The sequence below is a fragment of the Nonomuraea bangladeshensis genome, from assembly GCF_039529455.1.
In the GTDB taxonomy this organism is placed as follows: Bacteria; Actinomycetota; Actinomycetes; order Streptosporangiales; family Streptosporangiaceae; genus Nonomuraea; species Nonomuraea bangladeshensis.
On the sequence record NZ_BAAAMV010000002.1, the window covers coordinates 750831 to 772404 of the forward strand.

Consider the following 21574-nt stretch of genomic DNA (forward strand, 5'->3'; position numbering starts at 1 on the left):
CGAGAATGCTCGCTGTGATTGTGGACAAGGCGATCTACCGCGACGGCACGCGCGAGACCATCACCGGCGACATCAGCGACGCCTGGAGCGCCGCCCGCGCCCGGGGCGGCAGCTTCCTGTGGATCGGCCTGCACGAGCCCACGCAGGAGGAGTTCGACCTGATCAGCAGCGAGGTGAGGCTGCACCCGCTGGCGGTGGAGGACGCCATCAAGGCCCATCAGCGGCCCAAGCTCGAACGCTACGACGACACCCTCTTCGTGGTGCTCAAGACGCTGCTGTACGTCGAGGAGACCTCCGACATCGAGGTCGGCGAGATCAACCTGTTCCTCGGCCACGACTTCGTCATCTCCGTCCGCCACGGCGGCGCCAACCCGCTGAAGGGGGTGCGCCGGCGCGTGGAGTCGGACCCCGACCTGCTGGCCGCGGGCCCGGCGGGCGTCATGTACGCGATCTGCGACGCGGTCGTCGACACCTACTCCCTGGTCTCGTACGAGGTCGAGCACGACCTCATCGCGCTGGAGCGGCGCGTGTTCAGCGGCGAGCAGTCCGACGTGACCGAGGACATCTACTCGCTCAAGCGCGAGGTGCTGGAGTTCCGTACCGCGCAGGACCCCCTCATCCCGGTCCTGGAGGAGATCGTCAAGGGCCGGGTGGAGCTGTGCGCGAGCAACCGGGAGCTGTTCCGCGACGTCCTCGACCACCTGCTGCGGGTGGACGGCAAGGTGGACGAGCACAACGAGCTGCTGTCCAGCGCGCTCAGCGCCCACCTGGCGCTGGTCGGCAGCGAGCAGAACAAGGTCGCCATGCAGCAGAACGCCGACATGCGCAAGATCTCCTCCTGGGCCGCCCTCATCGCCGTCCCCACGCTGATCGCCGGTGTGTACGGCATGAACTTCGACCACATGCCCGAGCTGCACTGGGCGTACGGCTACCCGCTGTGCCTGGGCACGATGGCGGTGGCGGTGCTCGTGGTGTTCCGGCTGCTGCGCAGGAGCGGCTGGCTGTGAATCAGGCGAGGGCGGCCAGGGCCTCCTCCAGGCTGCCGTGGAGCGGCAGGCGGTCGGCGAGGCCGGTGATCCAGATCACCCGGGCGCGGGCGTAGTCGACGCCGATGAGCGCGAACCCGCCGCCGGAGGAGAGCGCCGTCTGCCAGCGGTGCACGATCAGCCCCAGGGCGCGCGAGTCCATGAACGTCACCCCGGCCAGGTCGAGGATCAGCGAAGGGCCGGCCTGGGAGAGGAACTCCGCGAACTCCTCGCGCGTGGTGGCGTCGAGCAGCCCGTCGACGGTGATCACGGTGATGTCGTCGACGACCCTGGAGGTCAGGGTGAGGCTCCTCGGCCGGTCGCTCTCACCGTCCTGCGCGATCATGGCTGTCATCGTAGTGGTCGCGGTCCCGCCCGGCATCAGGGGTCGGGGCGATCGTTACCGAACAGGCAGGTCACCCGGCGACGGACGGCGGCTGCTGGTGTCCACGGCGGGAGCGAGGACGACGGCGGAGACGACGAAGGCGAGCACCACGAGCATGGCCGTGCGCAGCCCCCAGTGCTCGCCGAGGAAGCCGAGGCCGGGCGGGCCGACGAGGAAGGCGATGTAGCCGATGACGGCCACCAGGCTGACGCGGGCGGTCTCGTCGGGCCCGCTCTCCCCGGCGGCCGACAGCGCGACGGGGAAGCCCAGCGCCGCGCCGAGCCCCCAGAGCAGCACGGCCGCCCCGGCCAGCAGGGCGCTGTCGGAGAAGATCACCAGGAGCAGGCCGAGCGCCCCCGAGACGGCGCTGGCGCGGATGACCGTCGTGCGGCCGAACCGGCCGAGGAAGTACGCGCCGCCGAACCGGCCGGCGGTCATGGCGGCCGCGAACCCGGCGTAGACGAGGGACCCGGCCGCGGTGCCGAGTCCGTGCCCGTCCACCATGAGCAGCGGCAGCCAGTCGTTGGCCGCGCCCTCGGCGAGCGCCATGGCCAGCACGATGGCGCCGATCAGCAGCAGCCTGCCGTCCTTCCACACCGCCGGCCGCGGGCCGGACTCCCCGGCCTCGCCGGGCGTCCCGACTCCGGTGCCCGCGGGGACGGAGCGGGCGGCGTACAGGAAGATCGCGAGCGAGATCAGGGTGACGGCGGCCAGATGCCAGTGGACGGGGAGGCGGGAGGCGGTGGCCGCGATGCCCGCGCAGGCGCCGACGACGGTGCCGAGGCTGAAGCAGCCGTGCAGGGCGGGCATCGTCGTGACGCCGGTGGCGCGTTCGACGTCGGTGGCGTCCACGTTCGCGGCGACGTCACCGGCCCCGATGCCCGCGCCGAACGCGGCCAGGCCGGCCGTGACCAGCGGCACGGACGCCAGGAGGACGCCGGCGCTGATGACGGCCAGGCTCGCGATGATCGCCAGGGAGCCGGTGACGATGACGGGCCTCGTGCCGTACCGGGAGGTGAAGCGCCCGGAGAGCAGGATGCCGATCATGGAGCCCAGCGACAGGCCGAACAGGATCCAGCCCATCTGCGCGGTGGACGCCTCCAGCCGGTCGCGGATGTCGGGGGTACGGGTCACCCACGAGGCCATCGCGATGCCCGGCAGGAAGAACAGCAGGAACAGGGCGTGCCTGCGCCGGCGCATGGCAAGGTCCATCAACGAGGGCTCTCCGGGGGGCAGGCGTGGGCATCGGCGTACGAATGAATACTAACGGGGACAAACCGCCCCGCCTGCCCTCAGAATCAGTAGACGTACGGCCAGCCGGCCGCGTCGTAGCCGATCTTGTTGATGCCGAGCAGCGCCGTCCCGTTGTCGGCGTAGTAGTGGTAGACGAGGATGTCGCCGTCGACGTCACCGAAGACCGCCTGGTGGCCAGGCCCGTGCACCGAGTCGTGCCCGGCCAGCACCTGGGTGCCACCGCCCGAGGTCATCGCCACGCCGTTGCGGTCGAGATAGGGTCCGGTGACGCTGGCCGAGCGGCCCACCATGACCCGGTACGTGCTGGCCGCGCCGCGGCAGCAGGCGTCGAAGGACACCCACAGGTAGTAGTAGCCGCCGTGCTTGTAGATGTACGGCGCCTCGATCGCGGTGCTGCCGGGCCGCTGGGCGATGCCGCGTACGGTGTTGTCGAGCCGTTTGCCGGTGGCCGGGTCGAGCTGGATCAGCTTGATGCCGGTCCAGAACGAGCCGAAGCTCAGCCACCAGCGCCCCTGGTCGTCCACGAGCAGGTTGGGGTCGATCGCGTTGTAGGTGCTGGAGGAGCTGGTGGAGATGACCAGCCCGTTGTTCGTCCACGAGCCGGACGCACCGGTGGTGCTGGTGGCCAGGAAGATCGCCGAGTTGTTCGAGCCGAAGGTGGACGCCGAGTAGTACAGGTAGTACTTACCGTTGCGGTAGGAGATGTCCGGCGCCCACAGGTTCCGGCTGCCGCCGGTGTAGGAGGTCGTCCAGGGCGCTCCGTTCGGGAACACGACCCCGGCGTTGCGCCAGGCGGTGCGGTCGGTCGAGGTCTTCAGCGCGATGTTGTCGCCGGTGTGCGCGAGCAGGTAGCCGCCGCCGGGCCGGCGGGCCACCGAGGGATCGTGCACCCCGATGTCGCCGGTCACCACGCCGGGGCCGGGGTAGGCGGCGGCGTACCCGGCCGGGGCGAGCCCGAGCAGCAACGCCACCACCGATGTTAGCGCTAACATTCCGCGCCGGATTGACTGAGCGGTTTTCATGACTCCACCCATCTGTGTGAGGTCCGGGGGCAGGGCCGACGCTAGGAGCCTCGCCGGGCGCGGTCAATCCAGCGGACCCGGCCGCCCCGCCCGGACGGCCCCTCGCCTCAGGTCACGCCGGGTACGGCCCGCCGCGCGCGGGCCGAAAGTTTCATGAATGCGGCTCTCCCTCAGTGGCGCGGTAGTGATGGTGGGCTCATTGCGGGAGGAAATAGCCGAACCGGTGGCTCGCGAGATGACCACCAGATTCCACGGCGGTCTCGGACATCGAGCGTCTCTTCCTTGATCATCAGATCCGCCGTTACTGAGGTTGAACGCGTGATGTCGCCGGGTGGCTTAGGTGGGTCTGATCGTCGGGCCGGTCTCGGTGAGGCGGCCGTCTATGACCAGACCGCTGGCCGCCGCTGATTACCTGGTGCGCTCAGTGCGGTCGTCGTACTCTTCGCGGGCGGTGATGACTTCTTCGATGTGCAGCACGGACCACTCCGTGAGCGCCTTCAGCGGTTCCCGTAGCGTCTGGCCGAGCGCGGTCAGCTCATACTCCACGTGCGGCGGCACCTCTGGGTAGACGGTCCGGCTGACCAGCCCGTCGCGTTCGAGGGTGCGCAGCGTCTGGGTGAGCATCTTCTCGCTCACGCCCGCCAGCGCCTGCCGGAGATGACCGAACCGGGAGGTCCCGTTCCGGCCGAGTTCGCCCAGCACGAGGACCGCCCACTTGCTGCCGATGTGGTCGAGCAGGTCCCGCGACGGGCAGCCGCGCTCGTACGGATCGAATGACGGCATGGGCCCGGTCACATTCTTGACAGCAGCCATATGGCTCACCTCAATGCTTTCGCTGCGGTAAGTACCCTACCAAGAAGTGGCTACTCCCCAACAGAGAGTGTTCAGGTCATTCTGTTTTCTATCCCGCGGCGGGCGGACCGCGGCAGGCGTGCGAGGCACGCGCGGAAGGAAGGAATGACCATCATGCCGATCGTCGTCACTGGAGCCACCGGCCAGCTGGGCAGGCTCACCGTCGAGGCACTGCTGCGGCGCGGGATCCCGGCCGCGGACATCATCGCGACCGGCCGGGACATCGCCGGGATCAAGGATTTGGCCGACCGAGGCATCACGGTACGCCGCGCCGACTTCGCGGACACGGACGGCCTGGCCGAGGCATTCGCGGGGGCGGACAGGCTGCTGCTGATCTCGGCCTCGGTCCCCGTGGGCGAGCGGGTCGCCAACCACCGCCGGGTGATCGACGCCGCGGCATCCGCAGGCGTGTCGCTGGTGGCGTACACGAGCACGACGCACGCGGACACGGCCACCACCGTCATCGGTGCCACGCACAGCGAGACCGAGGCGTATCTGCGGGACCGCGGAATCCCCAGCGTGCTGCTGCGCAACGGCTGGTACTTGGAGAACTACACCAGCCAACTGCCGCAGATCCTGCGGAACGGCGCGGTCGTCGGCGCCGCAGGCGAGGGGCGGATCAGCGCCGCGTCCCGCGCCGACTACGCCGAGGCTGCAGCGGTCGTCCTCACCGCTGAAGGCCACACCGGCGCCGTGTACGAGCTCGGCGGCGACGAATCCTTCACCCTGACTGAGCTCGCCGCCGCGATCTCCGCTGCGGCCGGAAAGCAGGTTACCTACGCTGACCTCCCGGTGGCCGACTTCGCCCAGGTGCTGGACGCCGCGGGCCTACCCGCCGAGCTGGCGGAGGTCCTCGCTGACGCTGACCGCGGTATGGGCCGCGGCGAGATGTACACCGACTCTGGCGACTTGCGCCGCCTGATCGGCCGCCCGCCCGTGACCCTGGCCGAGGCACTCGCGGCCGCCCTGCATTACTGACGTTGAACTCGTGATGTGGCCGGGTTGCTCAGGTGGGTCTGATTGCCAGGGGGGTTTGTAGCAGGTCAGCGCGGCGATGGAGATCCGTCTGCGGGAGCGGCCGCGGACCCGCACCACCGGGGTCCGGCCGCGCTGTGACCAGGTCTTCGCGTGCGGCGACGTTATGGAGAATCCGGCTCCGTCCTCGAAGACGAGCCAGGCTCCACGGGCCGCCGCGAGTCTTCCGCGCAGGGCCACACCTCCTTGGCCCACCCGGCCACCACCCCGTCGTCCCGCTCCACGGCCCGTCGGCCCGGGACCTGCCAGGACCAGCCGTTACGCGCCAGCAGTTTCCGCACGCCCTGGATCATGCAGGCCCTGTGAAAGCGCCGACCGATCACCGTCTTGCCGGTGTCCTCGGCGGAGCGGAAGCGGTCCTCGGCTCGGGCGCGGCGGCGGTGCGTCGCCGGCGGTCGGCGTGCAGCGGCGATGTCGTCGGTGATGGTGAAGCCGATGGAGCATTTCAGCCAGCATCCGGGGCGGGTGAGCCAGTTCAGGAACTCGCGGGTGCCGCCACCGGAGTCGGTGCCGATGAGCACATCCTGGCGCGGGTGCTCGGGGAACTGGGCCAGGGCGAGCCGGTTGGTCGGCGATGGCGGTCATCGGGTGAAAGCCGGTGCCAGGTGCGGTCGCGGGCGGTGGCGCGGGCGGCGCGGATGGCCTCGTCCGTTCCGTGCGATTTTCAGATCTGACCTGGGGCACCTTCTTCAGTTATCGATCTTCAGGGGTCAAATCCCGGCTGAGTAGCCGAGTCCAAGGAAGAGGTGCACCCAACTTTCATGGCGGGGCCGCTCGCGTCACTCCCCGTCGGGTGGCGGTTGCAGCATCGGGACGAGGAAGCGTCGGGCCACGGAGGCGAGCTGCGCGTCGTCGTCGAGGTCGACGATCTCGCTGGGGATCGCCAGGAAGGAGGCCGACACCCGGACCATGAGCTCGGCCACGAGATCGATGTCGAGGTCGGCGCGCACGTTCCCGGCGCGCTGCTCGCGGCGGAGCTGGCCGGCGACGAACTGCCGGACGACGGCGAGCGTCCGTCCCCCGTCGCTGACCATGGAGGGGACCAGCAGGTCGGGCTCCACGTCGATCAGCCCGCCGATCAGCGGGTTGCCGCGGATCGCGCGCATGGAGCTCACGAAGCCCAGGACCACCCGCTCGGCGGGGGTGCCGGCGCGCTCGATGTCGATGAGGAACTGGTCGAAGTAGCGGCGGAACTCGCGCCGCACCACGTCCTCGACCAGCGCGTCCTTGGTGGCGAAACGCCGGTAGACGGTGATCCGCGAGACCTTCGCCCGCCGGGCGACGTCCTCCATCGTGGAGCGGCGGATGCCCATGCGGCTGAACTGCTCGTAGGCCGCGTCGAGGATGCGCCCGCGCAGCTCGTCGGTGTCGCCGACCTGCTCGACCGCATCAAGGTAGGCGCGCTCCAGCAACGACTCCGACTCGGACGGCGTCGAGAGGCCGGACAGCACAGATTCCACGATCACCTCCTGTCCTGATTCTGCCTCACGCGCCAACAGCCGCGGTCGCGGTCTTGTGATGTCCGTCACGGTGTGCTCTGATGATACGCAGAATCGTACGTTGTTTCACCGTATCAGAAGGCACTCCCCCCGGCCTCGGGAGAAGGAGGAACAGCGGCAATGGACGGACTCAGCCGGCGCAACATTCTGAAAGCGGGTGGCGCGCTCGGCGCGGTGGGCGCGCTCAGCATCGCGAGCCCGGCACACGCGTGGACCTGGTCGCCCACCGGATCGGTGGCCGGCACCGGAGCGGGCCTCGACCCGCGCTGGGTCTGGGACGAGGAGGCCGACCCGCTCGTCGCCTCGCTGCTCGACCGCGGCGACGTCACCCGGGTCAACACGCTGCTGCGCACCTGGACCAAGAACGGCCAGCCGCTCCCGGCCGGCCTTCCCGCGGACCTGCGCGACTTCATGGAGCGCGCCCGGCAGCTGCCCTCGTGGGCGGACCAGGGCAAACTCGACCTCGCCGTCGAGTTCAACAAGAAACGCGGGCTCTACCTGGGCGTCCTGTACGGCCTGGCCAGCGGCATGATGAGCACGGTCATCCCCAAGGAGGCGCGCGCGGTCTACTACTCGCAGGGCGGCGCCGACATGAAGGACCGCATCTCCAAGACCGCCAAGCTCGGCTACGACATCGGCTCCAACAACGCCTACCGCCCCGACGGCGAGATGATCGTCACGGCCGTCAAGACCCGGCTGGTGCACGCGGCGGTGCGGCACCTGCTGCCGCAGTCGCCCTACTGGTCGCAGGTCGCCGACGAGGAGATCCCCATCAGCCAGCGCGACATGATGGTCACCTGGCACAGCCTGCCCACGACCGTCATGCAGAAGCTGGTCGCCTGGACGGTGCCCATCCCGTCCAACGAGTCCGCGGCGTTCCTGCACTCCTGGCAGGTGGGCGCGCACATGCTCGGCATCAAGGACGAGTACATCCCCGCCTCCTGGGCCGAGGCCAACAGCCAGGCCGCGCAGGTGCTCACCCCGATCCTGGCGCCGACGCCCGAGGGCATCAAGCTCGCCGACATCCTGCTCAACCTCGGCTCGTCCGTCGACGCGGGCATCCTCAGCAAGCCCATTCTCGGCGCGTTCACCCGCTTCATGCTGGGCGACCAGATCGCGGGCTGGCTGAAGATCGGCCGCGAGCCCATCTGGGACCCGTTGCTCAAGGTCGCCTGGGGGCCCTTCATCGCCGTCCGCGAGGGCCTGCTGCCGTTCCCGCTGGCGCCCGAGGCGTACTGGCTCTTCGACGAGTTCCTCCGCAAGGCGGCCCTGCTCTTCCTGTCCGAGGCGCGGCCGATCAGCATCGAGATCCCGGACAGCAACCGCCCCTCCTGAGGTGAGGACCGAGGAAAGGAGCTCCCGCCCATGGCGGATCTGAGCAGGCGCAAGATGCTGATCACGGGTGGCGCCCTCGGGGCGATGGGCGCCCTGAGCATCGCGAGCCCGGCGCACGCGTGGACCTGGTCGCCTGCGGGCTCGGTCGCGGGCGCCGGAGCGGGCCTCGACCCGCGCTGGGTCTGGGACGAGGAGGCCGACCCGCTCGTCGCCTCGCTGCTCGACCGCGGCGCCGTCCCCGAGGTCAACCGGCTGCTCTGGGACTGGAACCGCAACGACCAGCCCCTGCCCGACGGTCTGCCCGCCGACCTCGTCGCCTTCATCGAGAAGGCCAGGCAACTGCCGCCGTGGGCGGACCGCGCCAAACTGGAGACCGCGGCCACTTTCAACAAGTCGCGCGGCCTCTACCTCAACCTGCTCAACGGCGTCGGCGGCGGCATGCTGAGCACCGCGATCCCCAAGGAGGCCCGCGCCGTCTACTACTCCAAGGGCGGGGCCGACATGGAGGACCGCGTCGCCAAGACGAGCCTCCTGGGCTTCGCCGTCGGGGCGCTCAACGCCTACCGGCCCGACGGCACGTGCATCGTCCAGTCCGTCAAGACCCGGCTGGTGCACGCGGCGGTGCGGCACCTGCTCCAGCAGTCGCCGCACTGGGGCGGCGACATCCCCATCAGCCAGGAGGACATGCTCGTCACCTGGCACACCCTGCCGACCTACGCCATGCGCAAGATGCTCGAATGGCAGGTGCCGATCAAGCCCGCAGAGTCGGCGGCGTACTTGCACGTGTGGCAGGTGACCGCGCACATGCTCGGCATCAGGGACGAGTACATCCCGATGACCTGGGACGCCGCCAACGCCCAGTCCGACCAGATCCTGCCCCGCAACATGGGCCCGACGCCCGAGGGCGTGGAGCTGACCGACATCCTGCTGGGCCAGCTCGCCGAGCAGACGAGCCCCGGCAGCGTCAGCCGGCCGCTGTGCAACGCGCTCGCCCGCTACCTCGTCGGCGACCAGGTGGCCGACTGGGACGGCATCCGGCGCGAGCCGGTGTGGGACCCGCTGATCAGCTCCGCCTGGCCGAAGCTGGTCAGGTTCCGCGAAGGGCTCATCCCGCTGCCGCTGGTGCCCTCGATCGCCTGGGTCATCGACGAGGCCGTACGGCAGTACATCCTGTTCTTCCTCACCAAGGGCAAGGAGACCAAGATCGAGATCCCGACGACCAACCGCCCCGGAACATGACCGGACCGGCCGCCGAGGCCATCGGGCGCCGCAGGTTCCTCGGCTACGTGGTGGCGGCGCCGACCCTGGTGGCCGCCGCCGAGATCGTCCCCTCAGCCTCCGCCGCGGCTGTCTCCCCGGAGACCGCGGCGGCGGCCGGGCTGCCCTCGCCCGACCTCACCGAGCTCATCGACCTCAACGACGTCATGACCGCGGCCGCCCTGCCGACCTCCAACCTGATCTCGGTCGAGGTCGGCGCGGACGGCATGGTCTCCTTCGCGCTGCCGCGCGCCGAGGTCGGGCAGGGCATCACCACCTCCACGGCCATGCTGATCGCCGAGGAGCTGGCCGTGCCCCTGGAGCGGGTCCGCGTCACGCTCGCCGACGCCCGGCCGGAGCTGCTGTTCAACCAGCTCACCGGCGGCTCGAACACGACCGTCTCGACGTACACGCCGATCCGGGTCGCCGCCTCCGTCGCCAGGCTGCGGCTGCTGGAGGCCGCGGCGGCCGAGCTCGGGACGCCCGCCGGTGAGCTGAGACTGGAGGGCGGAGCGGTCGTCGGCCCGTCCGGCCACCGGCTCGACATCGGCGCGCTCGCCGCCAAGGCCGCGAGCAGCCGCACCCGGCAGGTCAGCGTGGAGCTCGCGCCGCGCGCCGGCTTCACCGTCATCGGCCGGCCCCACAACCGGGTCGACGCGCTGGCCGCGGTGACCGGGCGCAAGAAGTTCACCATGGATCTCGACGTGCCGGACGCCAAGCCGACCATGGTCTGCCGCGCGCCGACCATCAACGGCAAGGTCGCATCCGTGAGCAACCTCGCCGAGGTCCGCGCCATGCCGGGCGTCACCGACGCCGTCGTCATCGCCACCGGCGTGGCGGTGCGCGCCGAGACGTTCGGACAGTGCATCGACGCCGTACGCGCCCTGCGGGTCACCTGGAAGCCCGGCACCGCGGCCGGCAAGTCCGACGAGAGCGTGCTGCGCGAGCTGGCCGCCGCGGAGCTGCCGCTCGGGCTCAGGCCGCCCACGCCGACCGTCGAGGCCACGTTCACCTTCCACTTCCGCGGCAACAGCGCGCTGGAGCCCAACTGCGCGATCGCCGACGTACGGCCCGGCCGCGCCGAGATCTGGTCGGCGCTGAAGTCGCCGATCGTCGCCCAGCAGGCCATCGCCGCCAAGCTCGGCCTGCCCGTCGGCAAGGTCACCGTGCACGTCACCGAGGGCGGCGGCTCCTTCGGCCGCAAGCTCTTCTTCGACGCCGCGCTGGAGGCCGCCGAGGTGTCGCAGAAGATCGGCAAGCCGGTCAAGCTCATGTGGCACCGCGCCGACGACGCCCGCCAGGGCCGCGTGCACCCGATGGCCACCTCACGGGTCCGGGCCGCCTACCTCGGCCAGACGGTGCTCAGCTACAAGCAGCGGCACACCAGCGTCTCCACCGACCTCGGCCACGGGCTCGGCGAGATCTTCACCGCCCTGGCCGCCCGGCTCCCCGTCGGCGACGTCGGCTTCTCCCAGACGTTCTTCCACCTCAGCCAGGCCATGTCGTACGACTTCGGCGCCGCCAGCCACCTGCTCGCCGAGACCGACAAGGACTTCAACACCGGCAGCATGCGCAACGTCTACTCGCCCGACGTCACCTGCGCCCGCGAGCTCGTCGTGGACCAGCTCGCGGCGCGGATGGGCAAGGACCCGTACCGGTTCCGGCACTCCTTCCTGCGCGACGACCGCGCGCGGGCGGTGCTGACGCGGGCGGCCGAGGCGGGCGGCTGGGGCCGCGCGATGGCGCCGGGCACCGCGCAGGGCATCGCCTTCCACGCCGAGTACAAATCGGTCAGCGCCTGCCTTGTGGAGATCGACTGCCGGCCCGAGACCGTCAACAGGACCGTCCGCGACGCCGTGACAGGACCCCGCGTCACCAAGGTCGTCTTCGCCGTGGACGTCGGGCTCGCCGTCAACCCGCGCGGGCTGGAGGCGCAGATGATGGGCGGCGTCTCCGACGGCATCGCGCTGGCCCTCACCTCCAGCCTGCACCTGCGCGACGGCTACTTCCTGGAGGCGAGCTGGGACAACTACTTCTACACCCGGCAGTGGAACACCCCGCTCGACCTCCAGGTCATCGTCATGCCCAGCACGTCCGAGCAGCCGGGCGGCGCGGGGGAGCTGGGGGTGGCCGCGTCGATGGCCGCCGTCGCCTGCGCCTACGGCCGCGCGACCGGCACGATGCCCACCACGTTCCCGATCAACCACGGCACGCTCTCCTTCACCCCCAAGCCCACCGTCCCGCCGGTCCCGCCGTCCCCGACCGACGGCCTCGACCACGCCCGCTGAACCCGAGGAGCCCCAGGAGTGCCCGAACACACCTTCCGCGTCAACGGCGAGCAGGTCACCGTGGACGTCGCCGACGACGTACGCCTGCTGTGGGTGCTGCGCGACGTCCTCGGCATCACCGGCCCGAAGTACGGCTGCGGCATCAACGTCTGCAAGGCCTGCACCAGCCACCTCAACGGCAAGGCGGTCAACCCCTGCGCCATCCCCGTCAAGGACCTGCGGCCGACCGACGAGGTCACCACCATCGAAGGCCTGCCCGCCACGGTCGGCCAGGAGCTGCACCCCATGCAGCGGGCCTGGCTGGAGCACGACGTCGCGCAGTGCGGCTACTGCCAGCCCGGCCAGATCATGGCCGCCGTGGCGCTGGTCAACCGGGTGGCCGCGGAGGGCCGTACGATCACCGACGCCGACCTCGACGGCATCCGCAACATCTGCCGCTGCGGCACCTACGTCCGCATCCGCCAGGCCATCAGGAAGGGCGCGGAGAACATGTGACGGCGGAGGACCGGCTGGGCGACTCCTGCCGCGAGTTGGGCTTTTCCGCGCGCCCGTCACTCTCCGTGCGTATACGTTTCCGGAATGGAGTTGTTCACCCCGACGCTCGACTGGAGCTCCGAGCTCTGGATCTCGCTGCTATGGATCGCCAAGGCCTGGGCGATCGCCGCGGTGTGCACGCTCGGCGTCCTCGTCCTCATCGGCCTCACCACCACGTGGGGACGGCAGTTCTGGCGCATCACCGGCGCGTACTTCACCGGCCGCGACAGCGTCAAGGTCTGGCTCGGGCTCGGCGCCCTGCTGCTGTCGGTGGTCACCGGCGTCCGGCTGGACGTGCTGTTCAGCTATCAGGGCAACGACATGCTCTCCAGCCTCCAGGTCGCGGTCCAGGGCATCGCCACCGGCAAGGCCCCGGTGCGCGGCTCCGGCGAGCAGGGCTTCTGGACGTCGCTCTGGGTCTTCTGCGTCCTCGCGGCCATCCACATCGCCCGGCTGCTGCTGGACCTGTTCCTGCTCCAGCGGTTCGTGCTGGCCTGGCGGGCCTGGCTCACCGACCGGCTCACCGGCGACTGGCTCGACGGGAAGGCCTACTACCGGTCGCGGTTCATCGACGACACGATCGACAACCCCGACCAGCGCATCCAGTCCGACATCGACGTGCTCACCGCCGGCTACGGGCCGCTGCCCAACCTGCCCAGCAACGGAGGGACGGCCGGGACGCTGCTGTTCGGCGCGATCTCGGCGGTCATCTCGATCGTGTCGTTCACCGCGATCCTGTGGCACCTGTCGGGCAGGCTCGTCCTGTTCGGGCTGGAGATCCCGCGGGCGATGTTCTGGATCGGGCTGGTCTACGTCCTGTTCGCCTCCGTCGTCGCGTTCTGGATCGGCCGGCCGATCATCTGGCTGGCCTTCAGGAACGAGAAGTACAACGCCGCCTTCCGCTACGCCCTGGTCCGCCTGCGCGACGCCGCCGAGGCGGTCGCCTTCTACCGCGGCGAGGTCGCCGAGCGCACGGGGCTGCGGCGGCTGTTCGCCCCCGTCGTCGCCAACTACAAGCGCTACCTGAACCGCACCATCGGCTTCAACGGCTGGAACCTCGCGATCAGCCAGAGCATCGTGCCCCTGCCCTACGTGCTCCAGGCGCCGCGGCTGTTCGCCGCCGAGATCCGCCTCGGCGACCTCACGCAGTCGGCGTCGGCGTTCAACGAGATCCAGAGCGGCCTGTCGTTCTTCCGCAACGCCTACGACGCCTTCGCCGGCTACCGGGCGGCGATCATCCGGCTGCACGGCCTGGTCGTCGCCAACGAGGAGGCCAGGGCGCTGCCGGAGGTGACGACCCGGCCGAGCGCCGGCGCCGAGGTCGAGCTGACGGCCGTCGAGGTCCGCACGCCGGACGGGCGGCAGCTCATCGACCCGCTCGACCTGCGGCTGGAGGAGGGCGACACGCTGGTCGTCACGGGGGCGTCCGGCACCGGCAAGACCACGCTGCTGCGCAGCCTCGCCGAGCTGTGGCCGTTCACCAGCGGCACGCTGACCCGCCCCGGCGGGGCCAACGAGACCATGTTCCTGTCGCAGCTGCCGTACGTGCCGCTCGGCGACCTGCGCGCCGTCGTCACCTATCCGGGCAAGGAGGGCAGCACCGACGACGAGGCCCTGCGCGCCGCCCTGCGCGACGTCGCGCTGCCGCACCTCGCCGACCGGCTCGACGAGGTGCAGGACTGGGCCAAGATCCTCTCACCGGGGGAGCAGCAGCGGGTCGCGTTCGCCCGGATCCTGCTGACCGGGCCGAAGGTGGTCTTCCTCGACGAGGCGACCTCGGCGCTGGACGAGGGCCTGGAGCTCCTTCTCTACCGGCTGGTGCGGACCCGGCTGCCCGGCACGATCGTGGTCAGCGTCAGCCACCGCTCGACCGTCGACCGGCACCACGCCCAGGAGCTCCGGCTGCTCGGTGACGGCGAGTGGCACGTCACGCCGGTGAGCGCCGACGACGGCGACTCCCTCGGCCGGCCCTCCAGCCCGGCCCACCCGTGATCACGCAGGGAGGAATGTCCGAAATCTGCAAGTGGTGAGGTCTGCTTCGGGAAAGACGGCGTCGGCCCCTCCGGGATTCACTTCCGGGAAACACGACACGAAAGGGGCCGTTCACATGCCCGACATGCCCACCGGTGAGTTCTGGAAGGACCTCAGGCCGATCGAGAACTCCTTCCGGCCCGACGCCCTCCCCGAGGTCTACCTGTCCGACGTCGCCACCGACGACGACCGCTACTACGTGCCGTTCACCGACACCGTCGGCTCCCGGCCGCTGTGGATCAACGTCAAGGACAACAGCTGGGCCGACATCCTGCGGGCCAAGGAGGCGGGGCTGGTCAACCGGCACTACCACCCGCACGAGGTGTTCGCGTACACGATCTCCGGCAAGTGGGGCTACCTGGAGCGGCCCTGGACGGCCACCGCGGGCGACTTCGTCTACGAGGCCCCGGGCGAGGGCCACACGCTGGTCGCCTACGACAGCGGCGAGCCGATGAAGACGTTCTTCATCGTCAAGGGCCCGCTCATCTGGCTGGACGAGAACGGCGAGCCCGACGGGTTCTTCGACGTCCACGACTACATCAAGATGTGCCGCGAGCACTACGAGAAGGTCGGGATCGGCGCCGACTACGTCAACTCCCTGTTCCGCTGAGCCCCCGGCGCACACCCCCTAAGTGAGATCGTCATGACCGACACCACCGTCGCGGCCGGCTCCCGAGCGGCCGACCGGTACGAGAACCGCCTCCTCGTCATCCTCTTCCTGTCGTTCGGGTTCGTCTTCTTCGACCGTCAGGCGCTGTCGTTCCTGGCGCCGTACATGGACGCGGAGTTCGGCCTGACCAACGCCCAGCTCGGCACGCTGTCCGGCGTGCTCGCGCTCACCTGGGCGCTGGCCGGCATGTTCGCCGGCCGCCTGTCGGACGCGCTCGGCCGGCGCAAGCCGATCCTGGTCGCGGCCGTGGTGCTGTTCTCGCTGTTCTCCGCCTCGTCCGGGCTGATGGGCGGCTTCGCCGGGCTGCTCGCGGCGCGGGCGCTCATGGGCACGGCCGAGGGCGCGGTGCTGCCGATGGCGCAGTCGCTCATGGTCGAGGCGTCGAGGGAGAGCCGCCGGGGCTTCAACATGGGCCTGCTCCAGGGCTCGTCGGCGGGGCTGCTCGGCGGCATCGTGGCGCCGCTGGTCGTGGTGTGGATCGCGGAGACCTGGAACTGGCGGGTCGCGTTCTACGTCACGATCATCCCCGGGCTGGTCGTCGCCGCGCTCATCTGGCGGTTCGTCCGCGAGAAGTCGCCGCGTACGCTCGCCGAGGCTCCTCAGGAGCAGCGGGCGGCGGCGGTCAAGGTGCCGCTGCGCGAGGTGCTCAGGCTGCGCAACATCGTCGTCTGCATGCTCATCGCCTGCTGCTACCTCACCTGGTTCGTCACCATCATCACCTTCACCCCGACGTACCTGACCGAGGTCAAGGGCTTCGACCCCGGCACCATGAGCGGCGTCATGACCTGCCTGGGAGTGGCGTGGGTGCTGTGGGGGTTCGCGACCCCGGCCATCTCCGACCGGATCGGGCGCAAGCCGGCGCTCATCGGGTTCACGGTGCTCGCGGTGTGCTGCCCGCTCGCCGTCGTCCACGTCGAGAGCCCTGTGCTGCTCGGCGCGATCATGGTGGTCACCTACACCGGGCTCGGCTGCTTCACGCTGTTCATGGCCACGATCCCGGCCGAGACGGTGCCCCGCGCGGCGCTGGCCACGGCGCTGGGCGTGATCATGGGCGTGGGCGAGCTGGCCGGCGGGTTCCTCGGGCCGATGGTCGCGGGCTGGGCCTCCGACCAGTGGGGGCTGCAGGCCGCCATGTTCATCGCGGCGGGCGGCGCCGTGGCCGTGGTGGCGCTCTGCTTCGCGCTGAAGGAGACCGCTCCCGCCGTGCTGCGCCGCCGCGCCGCCGCCGTGCCGGACGGGAGCGCGGCATGAGGGCGGCCGTCTGGCACGGGGCCGGGGACGTCCGCGTCGAGGACGTCCCGGTCCGGCCGCCCGGCCCCGGCGAGGTGACGATCGAGGTGGCCTACTGCGGGATCTGCGGCAGCGACCTGCACGAGTACGCCGACGGCCCGCACGCCGTGCCCGTCGGCGACCCGCACCCGGAGTCCGGCGTGGCCGCGCCGCTCGTCCTCGGCCACGAGTTCTGCGGGACCGTCAGCGAGACCGGCGACGGCGTCACCGGCCTCGCCCCCGGCGACCGGGTGGCGGTCGAGCCGCACTACCGGTGCGGACGCTGCCCGCGCTGCCTGGCGGGGGAGTACAACATCTGCCGGCACTTCGGGTTCGCCGGGCTCATGGGGCACGGCGGGCTGGCCGAGCGGGCCACCGTGCCGGCGTACATGCTGCACCGGCTGCCCGAGGAGGTCTCCCTGGAGCAGGCGGCGGTGTTCGAGCCGGCCGCCGTCGCCCTGCACGCGGTGCGCCGGGCCGCGATCCGGCCCGGCGAGAGCGTCGCCGTGCTCGGGCTCGGCCCGATCGGGCTGCTCGTCACCAGGTTCGCGGCCCGGAACGCGGCCCGTCACGGGGGCCGCGTGGTCGCCGCCGACCGGTCCGCGGCCCGCCGCGAGCTGGCCCTCCGCCTGGGCGCCTCCGCGACCGGCCCCGACCTCGCCGGCCTCGTGGGCGACGAGGGCGACGAGGGCGCGGACGTGACGTTCGAGGCGGTCGGCTCGCCGGACACCCTGCGGGCCTCCCTGGCGGCCACCCGGCGCGGCGGGCGGGTGATGTTCCTCGGGCTGACCGGCGCCGTCACGCTGGACGCCTTCGCCCTGGTGAACGACGAGCAGACGATCATGACCAGCGTGGGATACCGCGACGTCTATCCGGAGCTGATCCGGATGGTCGCCGAGGAGGGCGAGGACCTGAGCGCCGTCGTCACCTCCGTCATCCCCCTGGAACACGTGGTCAGGGACGGATTCGAGGCGCTGCTGCGCGGACCGGAGCAGGAGGTCAAGGTGTTGGTACGACCGGGGGAGCGGCCATGAGCGGGGAGTTCGCGGGCAGGCGGGCGTTCGTGACCGGCGGCACGTCCGGCATCGGCGCGGCCACGGCCGTGCTCCTCGCCGAGCTGGGCGCCGAGGTGACCGCGCTCGGCCTGCCGCCCGCCGACCCCGCCGACCTGCCGGACCACCCCCGCGTCCGTGTCGTCGAGCACGACGTCCTGGACCGGGCGGGGCTGGCCGATCTGCTGTCGGCGGGGGAGCCGCTGGCCGCCCTGGTCAACTGCGCGGGCGTCAGCCACGACCGCGAGGAGTACGACCTCGCGCGCTGGCAGCGGGTCATCGAGATCAACCTGACCGCGACCATGGTCGCCTGCCAGGCCGCCCGCCCGGCCCTGGCCGAGAACGGCGGCGCCGTCGTCAACGTCTCGTCCATGTTCGCCTTCTCCGGCAGCAGGGACCGGCCCGCCTACAGCGCCAGCAAGGGCGGCGTCTCGCAGCTCACGAAGTCGCTGGCGGCCGAGTACGCCGCCGACGGCATCAGGGTCAACGCCGTCGCGCCCGGTTTCGTGGTCACGCCGCTCGCGCGGGGCGTGCTCGACGACCCCGAGGCCAAGGCCCAGGTGCTGGCCCGCATCCCGGCCGGGCGGCTCGGCCGGCCGCGCGAGGTCGCCACGGTGGTCGCGTTCCTGTGCTCGGCGGCGGCGTCGTACGTCACCGGCGCGGTCGTCCCCGTCGACGGAGGCTACCTGGCCGGATGACGTTCGCCTAAGCTGAAGCCCCCCTGACATGCACGAACATCAGGAGGTCGCATGTCCGCCCTCTCCGTGATCTCCCAGGCCACCACCGAGCACCTCGAACCCGCCGAGCGCATCGGTTACTGGGAGGACTACAACCGCAAGGCGCTGGTCGGCCTGTCCTGCACCTCGTACTCGGAGCAGGGCCTGCTGGCCAGGCAGACCAACATCGAGCTGGGCGGGCTGCGGCTCGCCGACATCACCGGCAACGCCCACGCGATCGAGCGCAGCCCGCAGACGGTCAGGTCGGCGCCCAAGGACTCGGTGTTCGCGACCCTGCTGCTCAAGGGCGAGGCCGTGTTCCTGCACGAGAACGGCTGCCTCTCGGCCACGGCGGGCGAGCTCGTCGTCTACGACACGCGCCGGCCCTACCTGTTCGGGTTCTCCTCCTCGATGCGGCAGATCCTCGTGGACGTGCCGCGCGAGCTGTTCGCGCGGACGTGCGTGGGCGGCGGGCTGCCGGGGCCGATGCTGTTCGGGCGCGGCACGGCGCGGGAGGGCGCGCTCGTGGCCGCGCTCGGCTCCCTGCTCGGCGGGCTGACCGCGCTGCGCGGCGACCACGACCCCGCGGGCGCCGAGCGGACCGTGCTCGACCTGCTCAGGCAGCTCGCCGAGGAGCGCACCGGCGGGCGGCCCCGGCCCGACTCCTACCGCTCGCAGCTCATCGTCGCCGAGGACTACATCGAGCGCCACTTGCACGACCCCTGCCTCGGGGCCGCGCAGGTGGCGGGGGTCATGGGCATCTCCGTACGGCACCTGGCGCGCATCTTCGAGCCGACCGGGCGCACCCCGGCCCGGCACATCACGGAGCGGCGCCTGGCCAGGGCGCACCAGGAGCTCACCGGGCCCGGGGCGCGGGAGACGACGATCGCCGACGTCGCGCACCGGTGGGGGTTCTCCAGCCAGGCGCACTTCGCCCGGCTCTTCCGCTCCCGTTTCGGCCTCACCCCGAGCGAGGCCCGCGCGGAGGTGACGCGCTAGCCCAGCCCGCCCATGTCGATGATCTTCCACGGGGCGGCGTCCGACTGCCTGCCGAGGAGGAAGGTGTACGGGTAGTGCGGGTCGTCGTTCGGCGGCTCCTCGTCGCAGCGGCGGACGTCGACGGTCACGAAGACCCGCCGCACCTGCCGATAGCCGCCGGGCCCGTACGTGTCGGGAGCCGGCGCGCCGACCTCGGACACCCGCACGTCGATCCAGCTCCTGATCGGGTCACTCCAGTAGTCGTGGTAGCGCTGGTGGAAGGACGGCGCGGTCACGGCCCGGACCACCTCGGCGTCGCGTGCCCTGATGCCCGCCAGGTAGGCCCGGACCACGGCGTCGGCGGGCGCGCCGGCCGCCGGCGGGCTCACGGGCGGGCCCTTGACGACGGTGCACGCGGCGCAGCCGGTCGCGGCGACGGCGTTCGCCGCGAGCAGGGCGACGGCCAGGACGGCGGATGATCTTCGCCTCATGCGCCGTAGCCTCTCACGGAGGAGCGCCGGCCGGGGCGGGACGGTGTCGCGCCCCGGCCGGTCGCCTCACGAGGCGTAGGTCTCGAACTCGGCGACCTTCGGGGTGCCGGACGCGCCGGTGATCCTGAAGGTGATCTTGGTGAGCGGGGTCGCGGTGAAGGTGATGGTGCCCGCGCCGCTGCCCGACTTCAGAACCGCGCCGGTGCCGGCGTTGAGGAGCTGCCAGGAGCCGATGGCGCCCGAGGAGCCGGCCGCCTCACGGATGACGACCCTGGAGACCGTGGTGGCCGAGCCCCACTTGATCGAGATGTCGCCGGTCGAGCCGGACGGCGACCAGTACGTGCTCAGGTCGCCGTCGCGCACGTTGCCGTAGCTCGTGCCGCTCGCCTTGCTGGAGCCGTCGGAGCCGGCCCCGATGCTGAGGTTGGTCCCGCCGGGCGACGTGGTCGGGGTCGTCGTGGGGTTGGACGTCGGGGACGACGTGGGCGAGGACGTGGGTGAGGCCGTGGGGGACTGGGGCGTGCAGCTGCCGTTCGACACCTGCAGGCCCTTGTTGGCCCCCGCCGTCCGCCGCACGACGTCCGGCACGCAGCTCGCCGGGTCCAGGCCGTAGGAGTAGGGGACGCTGACGGAGGTGTTGGACTGCACGTTCGGCCCGGCCGGGTTGTTCTCGCTGCCGGGGCTCGACCAGGTCACGTTGTCGAAGATGTTGCCCGCGACCTGCCAGTAGCCGGCCTCGCTGGTGTAGAAGGTGCCGAGGACGTCCTTGGAGTCCTCGAAGTAGTTGTTCTCCACCTTGGCGCGGCCGCCGGCGCGGGAGTTGATGCCGGACTCGTGCAGGCTCACGTAGTGGTTGTTGTAGATGTGGGCGATGCCGCCGCGCAGCAGCGGGGTGCGGGAGTCGATGTTCTCGTACAGGTTGTGGTGGAAGGTGACGTAGCCGTTGGAGCGGTCGCTCTCGCTGGAGCCGATGAGCCCGCCGCGGCCGGAGTTGCGCAGGGTGCTGTACGACAGCGTCACGTACTGGACGTTGTCCTTCATGTCGAACAGGCCGTCGAAGCCCTCCGACTCGCCGCCCGACGCCTCCAGCGTGACGTGGTCGACCCACACGTTGCGGACGTCGCTCTCCATGCCGATGGCGTCGCCGCCGTTGGAGGTGGGGGAGCCGGACTTCTTGACGTTCCTGACGGTCACGTTCTGGATGATGATGTTGCTGGCCTCGCGGATGTGGATGCCCAGCTGGTCGAAGACGGCCCCGCCGCCGACCCCGACGATCGTGACGTTGCTGATCTGCTTGAGCTCGATCACGCCGGCGGCGGTGTTGCAGCTTCCGCCCGACACCTTGGCGGTGTTGCCGTGGTTGATGGTCCCCTCGACCTGGATGGTGATCGGGGTGCTGCTGCTGGCCCGGTTGCACAGGGCCTGGTGGATCGCGGTGCCCGTGGTGGCGCGCACCGTCTGCCCGCCCGCGCCGCCGGTGGTGCCGCCGTTGACGGCGGCGTAGCCGGTGACGGTGCCGGTCGCCGCCGACGCCTGGAGGCCCGGCGGGGCCGCGCCGACGGCGGCCGCGGCGGTCACCGCGGCCAGCGCGGCCGCGAGCCGTGCCGCGACCGCCCGTCTCGTCCTCGGTCCACGGGCGGCCACGGCCCTCCTGTCGAACTTGCTCATCACAGCCGAACTCCTTGCTGGTCCGGCAGGCCCGTCGGGCCTGCGTCCGGGTCCCCCCAGCGCGTGCGCATCGCCCCCACACCGTAGGAAAGCGCTTTCCTAGGTGTCAATGCGCCCTGAAACTTTCATCACGCTCCTCACGTACGATCGGTGATGCGGCTGTGACCTGCGGAAACGCCTGTGACCGTCAACGGATGAACAGGGCAAGAACCC

General features: G+C 71.0%; 20 protein-coding genes. 12 read left to right on the top strand and 8 right to left on the bottom strand.

The annotated features are described in order from the left end of the window. Positions 1 to 5: 5 nt before the first annotated feature. On the top strand, positions 6 to 1007 hold the full coding sequence (gene corA, locus ABD292_RS07635; protein ID WP_344206313.1) for a magnesium/cobalt transporter CorA: 1002 nt from the start codon (positions 6 to 8) through the stop codon (positions 1005 to 1007). Position 1008: 1 nt separating this feature from the next. Here corA and ABD292_RS07640 read toward each other — a convergent pair whose 3' ends face one another. The 4 genes from ABD292_RS07640 to ABD292_RS07655 all read right to left on the bottom strand — a co-directional run bounded on the left by ABD292_RS07640 (position 1009) and on the right by ABD292_RS07655 (position 4469). Beyond that, entirely contained in the window at positions 1009 to 1371 is a 363-nt protein-coding gene (locus ABD292_RS07640) for an anti-sigma factor antagonist (RefSeq protein ID WP_344206315.1), read from the bottom strand. 54 nt (positions 1372 to 1425) lie between these two features. Continuing rightward, positions 1426 to 2610, bottom strand: coding sequence for an MFS transporter (locus ABD292_RS07645; protein WP_344206317.1), 1185 nt, complete (start codon positions 2608 to 2610; stop codon positions 1426 to 1428). 98 nt (positions 2611 to 2708) lie between these two features. Further along, entirely contained in the window at positions 2709 to 3656 is a 948-nt protein-coding gene (locus tag ABD292_RS07650) for an arabinan endo-1,5-alpha-L-arabinosidase (RefSeq protein ID WP_344206319.1), read from the bottom strand. A gap of 438 nt (positions 3657 to 4094) precedes the next feature. Beyond that, entirely contained in the window at positions 4095 to 4469 is a 375-nt protein-coding gene (locus ABD292_RS07655) for a winged helix-turn-helix transcriptional regulator (RefSeq protein ID WP_344206320.1), read from the bottom strand. A 183-nt stretch (positions 4470 to 4652) separates the two neighbouring features. Here ABD292_RS07655 and ABD292_RS07660 point away from each other — a divergent pair, with 183 nt between their 5' ends. Continuing rightward, positions 4653 to 5516 carry an SDR family oxidoreductase gene (locus tag ABD292_RS07660; protein WP_344206321.1) on the top strand — a complete coding sequence of 288 codons (864 nt, stop codon included), beginning with the start codon at positions 4653 to 4655 and terminating at the stop codon, positions 5514 to 5516. A gap of 161 nt (positions 5517 to 5677) precedes the next feature. Here the strand turns inward: ABD292_RS07660 and ABD292_RS07665 are convergent, their stop codons facing one another. Together ABD292_RS07665 and ABD292_RS07670 are read right to left on the bottom strand one after the other, a co-directional pair. Next, on the bottom strand, positions 5678 to 6094 hold the full coding sequence (locus ABD292_RS07665) for a helix-turn-helix domain-containing protein (RefSeq protein ID WP_344206322.1): 417 nt from the start codon (positions 6092 to 6094) through the stop codon (positions 5678 to 5680). A 258-nt stretch (positions 6095 to 6352) separates the two neighbouring features. Next, the gene (locus ABD292_RS07670; protein WP_344206324.1) at positions 6353 to 7033 is read right to left on the bottom strand and encodes a TetR/AcrR family transcriptional regulator; all 681 of its coding nucleotides are present in this window, start codon (positions 7031 to 7033) and stop codon (positions 6353 to 6355) included. Between the two features lie 159 nt (positions 7034 to 7192). On the opposite strand from ABD292_RS07670, the gene ABD292_RS07675 reads away from it, so the two are divergent. The 10 genes from ABD292_RS07675 (at position 7193) to ABD292_RS07720 (ending at position 19223) form a co-directional block, all read left to right on the top strand. Beyond that, positions 7193 to 8407, top strand: a complete 1215-nt coding sequence (locus ABD292_RS07675; RefSeq protein WP_344206326.1) for an oxygenase MpaB family protein — start codon at positions 7193 to 7195, stop codon at positions 8405 to 8407. A 30-nt stretch (positions 8408 to 8437) separates the two neighbouring features. Then, entirely contained in the window at positions 8438 to 9646 is a 1209-nt protein-coding gene (locus ABD292_RS07680) for an oxygenase MpaB family protein (RefSeq protein ID WP_344206327.1), read from the top strand. Further along, positions 9643 to 11952: a molybdopterin cofactor-binding domain-containing protein gene (locus tag ABD292_RS07685; protein ID WP_344206330.1), complete on the top strand. Its 2310-nt coding sequence runs from the start codon at positions 9643 to 9645 to the stop codon at positions 11950 to 11952. Before ABD292_RS07680 ends, ABD292_RS07685 begins: the two co-directional genes overlap by 4 nt. Before the next feature lie 18 nt (positions 11953 to 11970). Further along, entirely contained in the window at positions 11971 to 12447 is a 477-nt protein-coding gene (locus ABD292_RS07690; protein WP_344206332.1) for a (2Fe-2S)-binding protein, read from the top strand. An 84-nt stretch (positions 12448 to 12531) separates the two neighbouring features. Further along, entirely contained in the window at positions 12532 to 14478 is a 1947-nt protein-coding gene (locus ABD292_RS07695) for an ABC transporter ATP-binding protein/permease (RefSeq protein WP_344206333.1), read from the top strand. Positions 14479 to 14593: 115 nt separating this feature from the next. Beyond that, positions 14594 to 15127 carry a 2,4'-dihydroxyacetophenone dioxygenase family protein gene (locus ABD292_RS07700; protein WP_344206335.1) on the top strand — a complete coding sequence of 178 codons (534 nt, stop codon included), beginning with the start codon at positions 14594 to 14596 and terminating at the stop codon, positions 15125 to 15127. Positions 15128 to 15160: 33 nt separating this feature from the next. Next, positions 15161 to 16438, top strand: coding sequence for an MFS transporter (locus tag ABD292_RS07705; protein ID WP_344206337.1), 1278 nt, complete (start codon positions 15161 to 15163; stop codon positions 16436 to 16438). Beyond that, entirely contained in the window at positions 16435 to 17490 is a 1056-nt protein-coding gene (locus ABD292_RS07710; protein ID WP_344206338.1) for a 2,3-butanediol dehydrogenase, read from the top strand. The genes ABD292_RS07705 and ABD292_RS07710 overlap by 4 nt, the downstream gene beginning before the upstream one ends. Next, positions 17487 to 18206 carry an SDR family NAD(P)-dependent oxidoreductase gene (locus ABD292_RS07715; protein ID WP_344206339.1) on the top strand — a complete coding sequence of 240 codons (720 nt, stop codon included), beginning with the start codon at positions 17487 to 17489 and terminating at the stop codon, positions 18204 to 18206. The genes ABD292_RS07710 and ABD292_RS07715 overlap by 4 nt, the downstream gene beginning before the upstream one ends. A gap of 51 nt (positions 18207 to 18257) precedes the next feature. Beyond that, a complete protein-coding gene (locus ABD292_RS07720; RefSeq protein ID WP_344206340.1) occupies positions 18258 to 19223 on the top strand; it encodes a helix-turn-helix domain-containing protein in 966 nt (321 codons plus the stop codon). Here ABD292_RS07720 and ABD292_RS07725 read toward each other — a convergent pair. Both ABD292_RS07725 and ABD292_RS07730 read right to left on the bottom strand, forming a co-directional pair. Then, a complete protein-coding gene (locus ABD292_RS07725) occupies positions 19220 to 19693 on the bottom strand; it encodes a hypothetical protein (protein WP_344206342.1) in 474 nt (157 codons plus the stop codon). The two genes, ABD292_RS07720 and ABD292_RS07725, sit on opposite strands and share 4 nt — an antisense overlap. A gap of 66 nt (positions 19694 to 19759) precedes the next feature. Further along, positions 19760 to 21361: a pectate lyase family protein gene (locus tag ABD292_RS07730; protein WP_344206343.1), complete on the bottom strand. Its 1602-nt coding sequence runs from the start codon at positions 21359 to 21361 to the stop codon at positions 19760 to 19762. Positions 21362 to 21574: the final 213 nt, after the last annotated feature.

Coding starts and splice junctions, on each gene's coding strand:
- corA (WP_344206313.1), top strand. CDS start 6: ATGCTCGCTGTGATTGTGGACAAGGCGATCTACCGCGACGGCACGCGC.
- ABD292_RS07640 (WP_344206315.1), bottom strand. CDS start 1,371: ATGATCGCGCAGGACGGTGAGAGCGACCGGCCGAGGAGCCTCACCCTG.
- ABD292_RS07645 (WP_344206317.1), bottom strand. CDS start 2,610: ATGCGCCGGCGCAGGCACGCCCTGTTCCTGCTGTTCTTCCTGCCGGGC.
- ABD292_RS07650 (WP_344206319.1), bottom strand. CDS start 3,656: ATGTTAGCGCTAACATCGGTGGTGGCGTTGCTGCTCGGGCTCGCCCCG.
- ABD292_RS07655 (WP_344206320.1), bottom strand. CDS start 4,469: ATGCCGTCATTCGATCCGTACGAGCGCGGCTGCCCGTCGCGGGACCTG.
- ABD292_RS07660 (WP_344206321.1), top strand. CDS start 4,653: ATGCCGATCGTCGTCACTGGAGCCACCGGCCAGCTGGGCAGGCTCACC.
- ABD292_RS07675 (WP_344206326.1), top strand. CDS start 7,193: ATGGACGGACTCAGCCGGCGCAACATTCTGAAAGCGGGTGGCGCGCTC.
- ABD292_RS07680 (WP_344206327.1), top strand. CDS start 8,438: ATGGCGGATCTGAGCAGGCGCAAGATGCTGATCACGGGTGGCGCCCTC.
- ABD292_RS07685 (WP_344206330.1), top strand. CDS start 9,643: ATGACCGGACCGGCCGCCGAGGCCATCGGGCGCCGCAGGTTCCTCGGC.
- ABD292_RS07695 (WP_344206333.1), top strand. CDS start 12,532: ATGGAGTTGTTCACCCCGACGCTCGACTGGAGCTCCGAGCTCTGGATC.
- ABD292_RS07700 (WP_344206335.1), top strand. CDS start 14,594: ATGCCCGACATGCCCACCGGTGAGTTCTGGAAGGACCTCAGGCCGATC.
- ABD292_RS07705 (WP_344206337.1), top strand. CDS start 15,161: ATGACCGACACCACCGTCGCGGCCGGCTCCCGAGCGGCCGACCGGTAC.
- ABD292_RS07710 (WP_344206338.1), top strand. CDS start 16,435: ATGAGGGCGGCCGTCTGGCACGGGGCCGGGGACGTCCGCGTCGAGGAC.
- ABD292_RS07715 (WP_344206339.1), top strand. CDS start 17,487: ATGAGCGGGGAGTTCGCGGGCAGGCGGGCGTTCGTGACCGGCGGCACG.
- ABD292_RS07720 (WP_344206340.1), top strand. CDS start 18,258: ATGTCCGCCCTCTCCGTGATCTCCCAGGCCACCACCGAGCACCTCGAA.
- ABD292_RS07725 (WP_344206342.1), bottom strand. CDS start 19,693: ATGAGGCGAAGATCATCCGCCGTCCTGGCCGTCGCCCTGCTCGCGGCG.
- ABD292_RS07730 (WP_344206343.1), bottom strand. CDS start 21,361: ATGAGCAAGTTCGACAGGAGGGCCGTGGCCGCCCGTGGACCGAGGACG.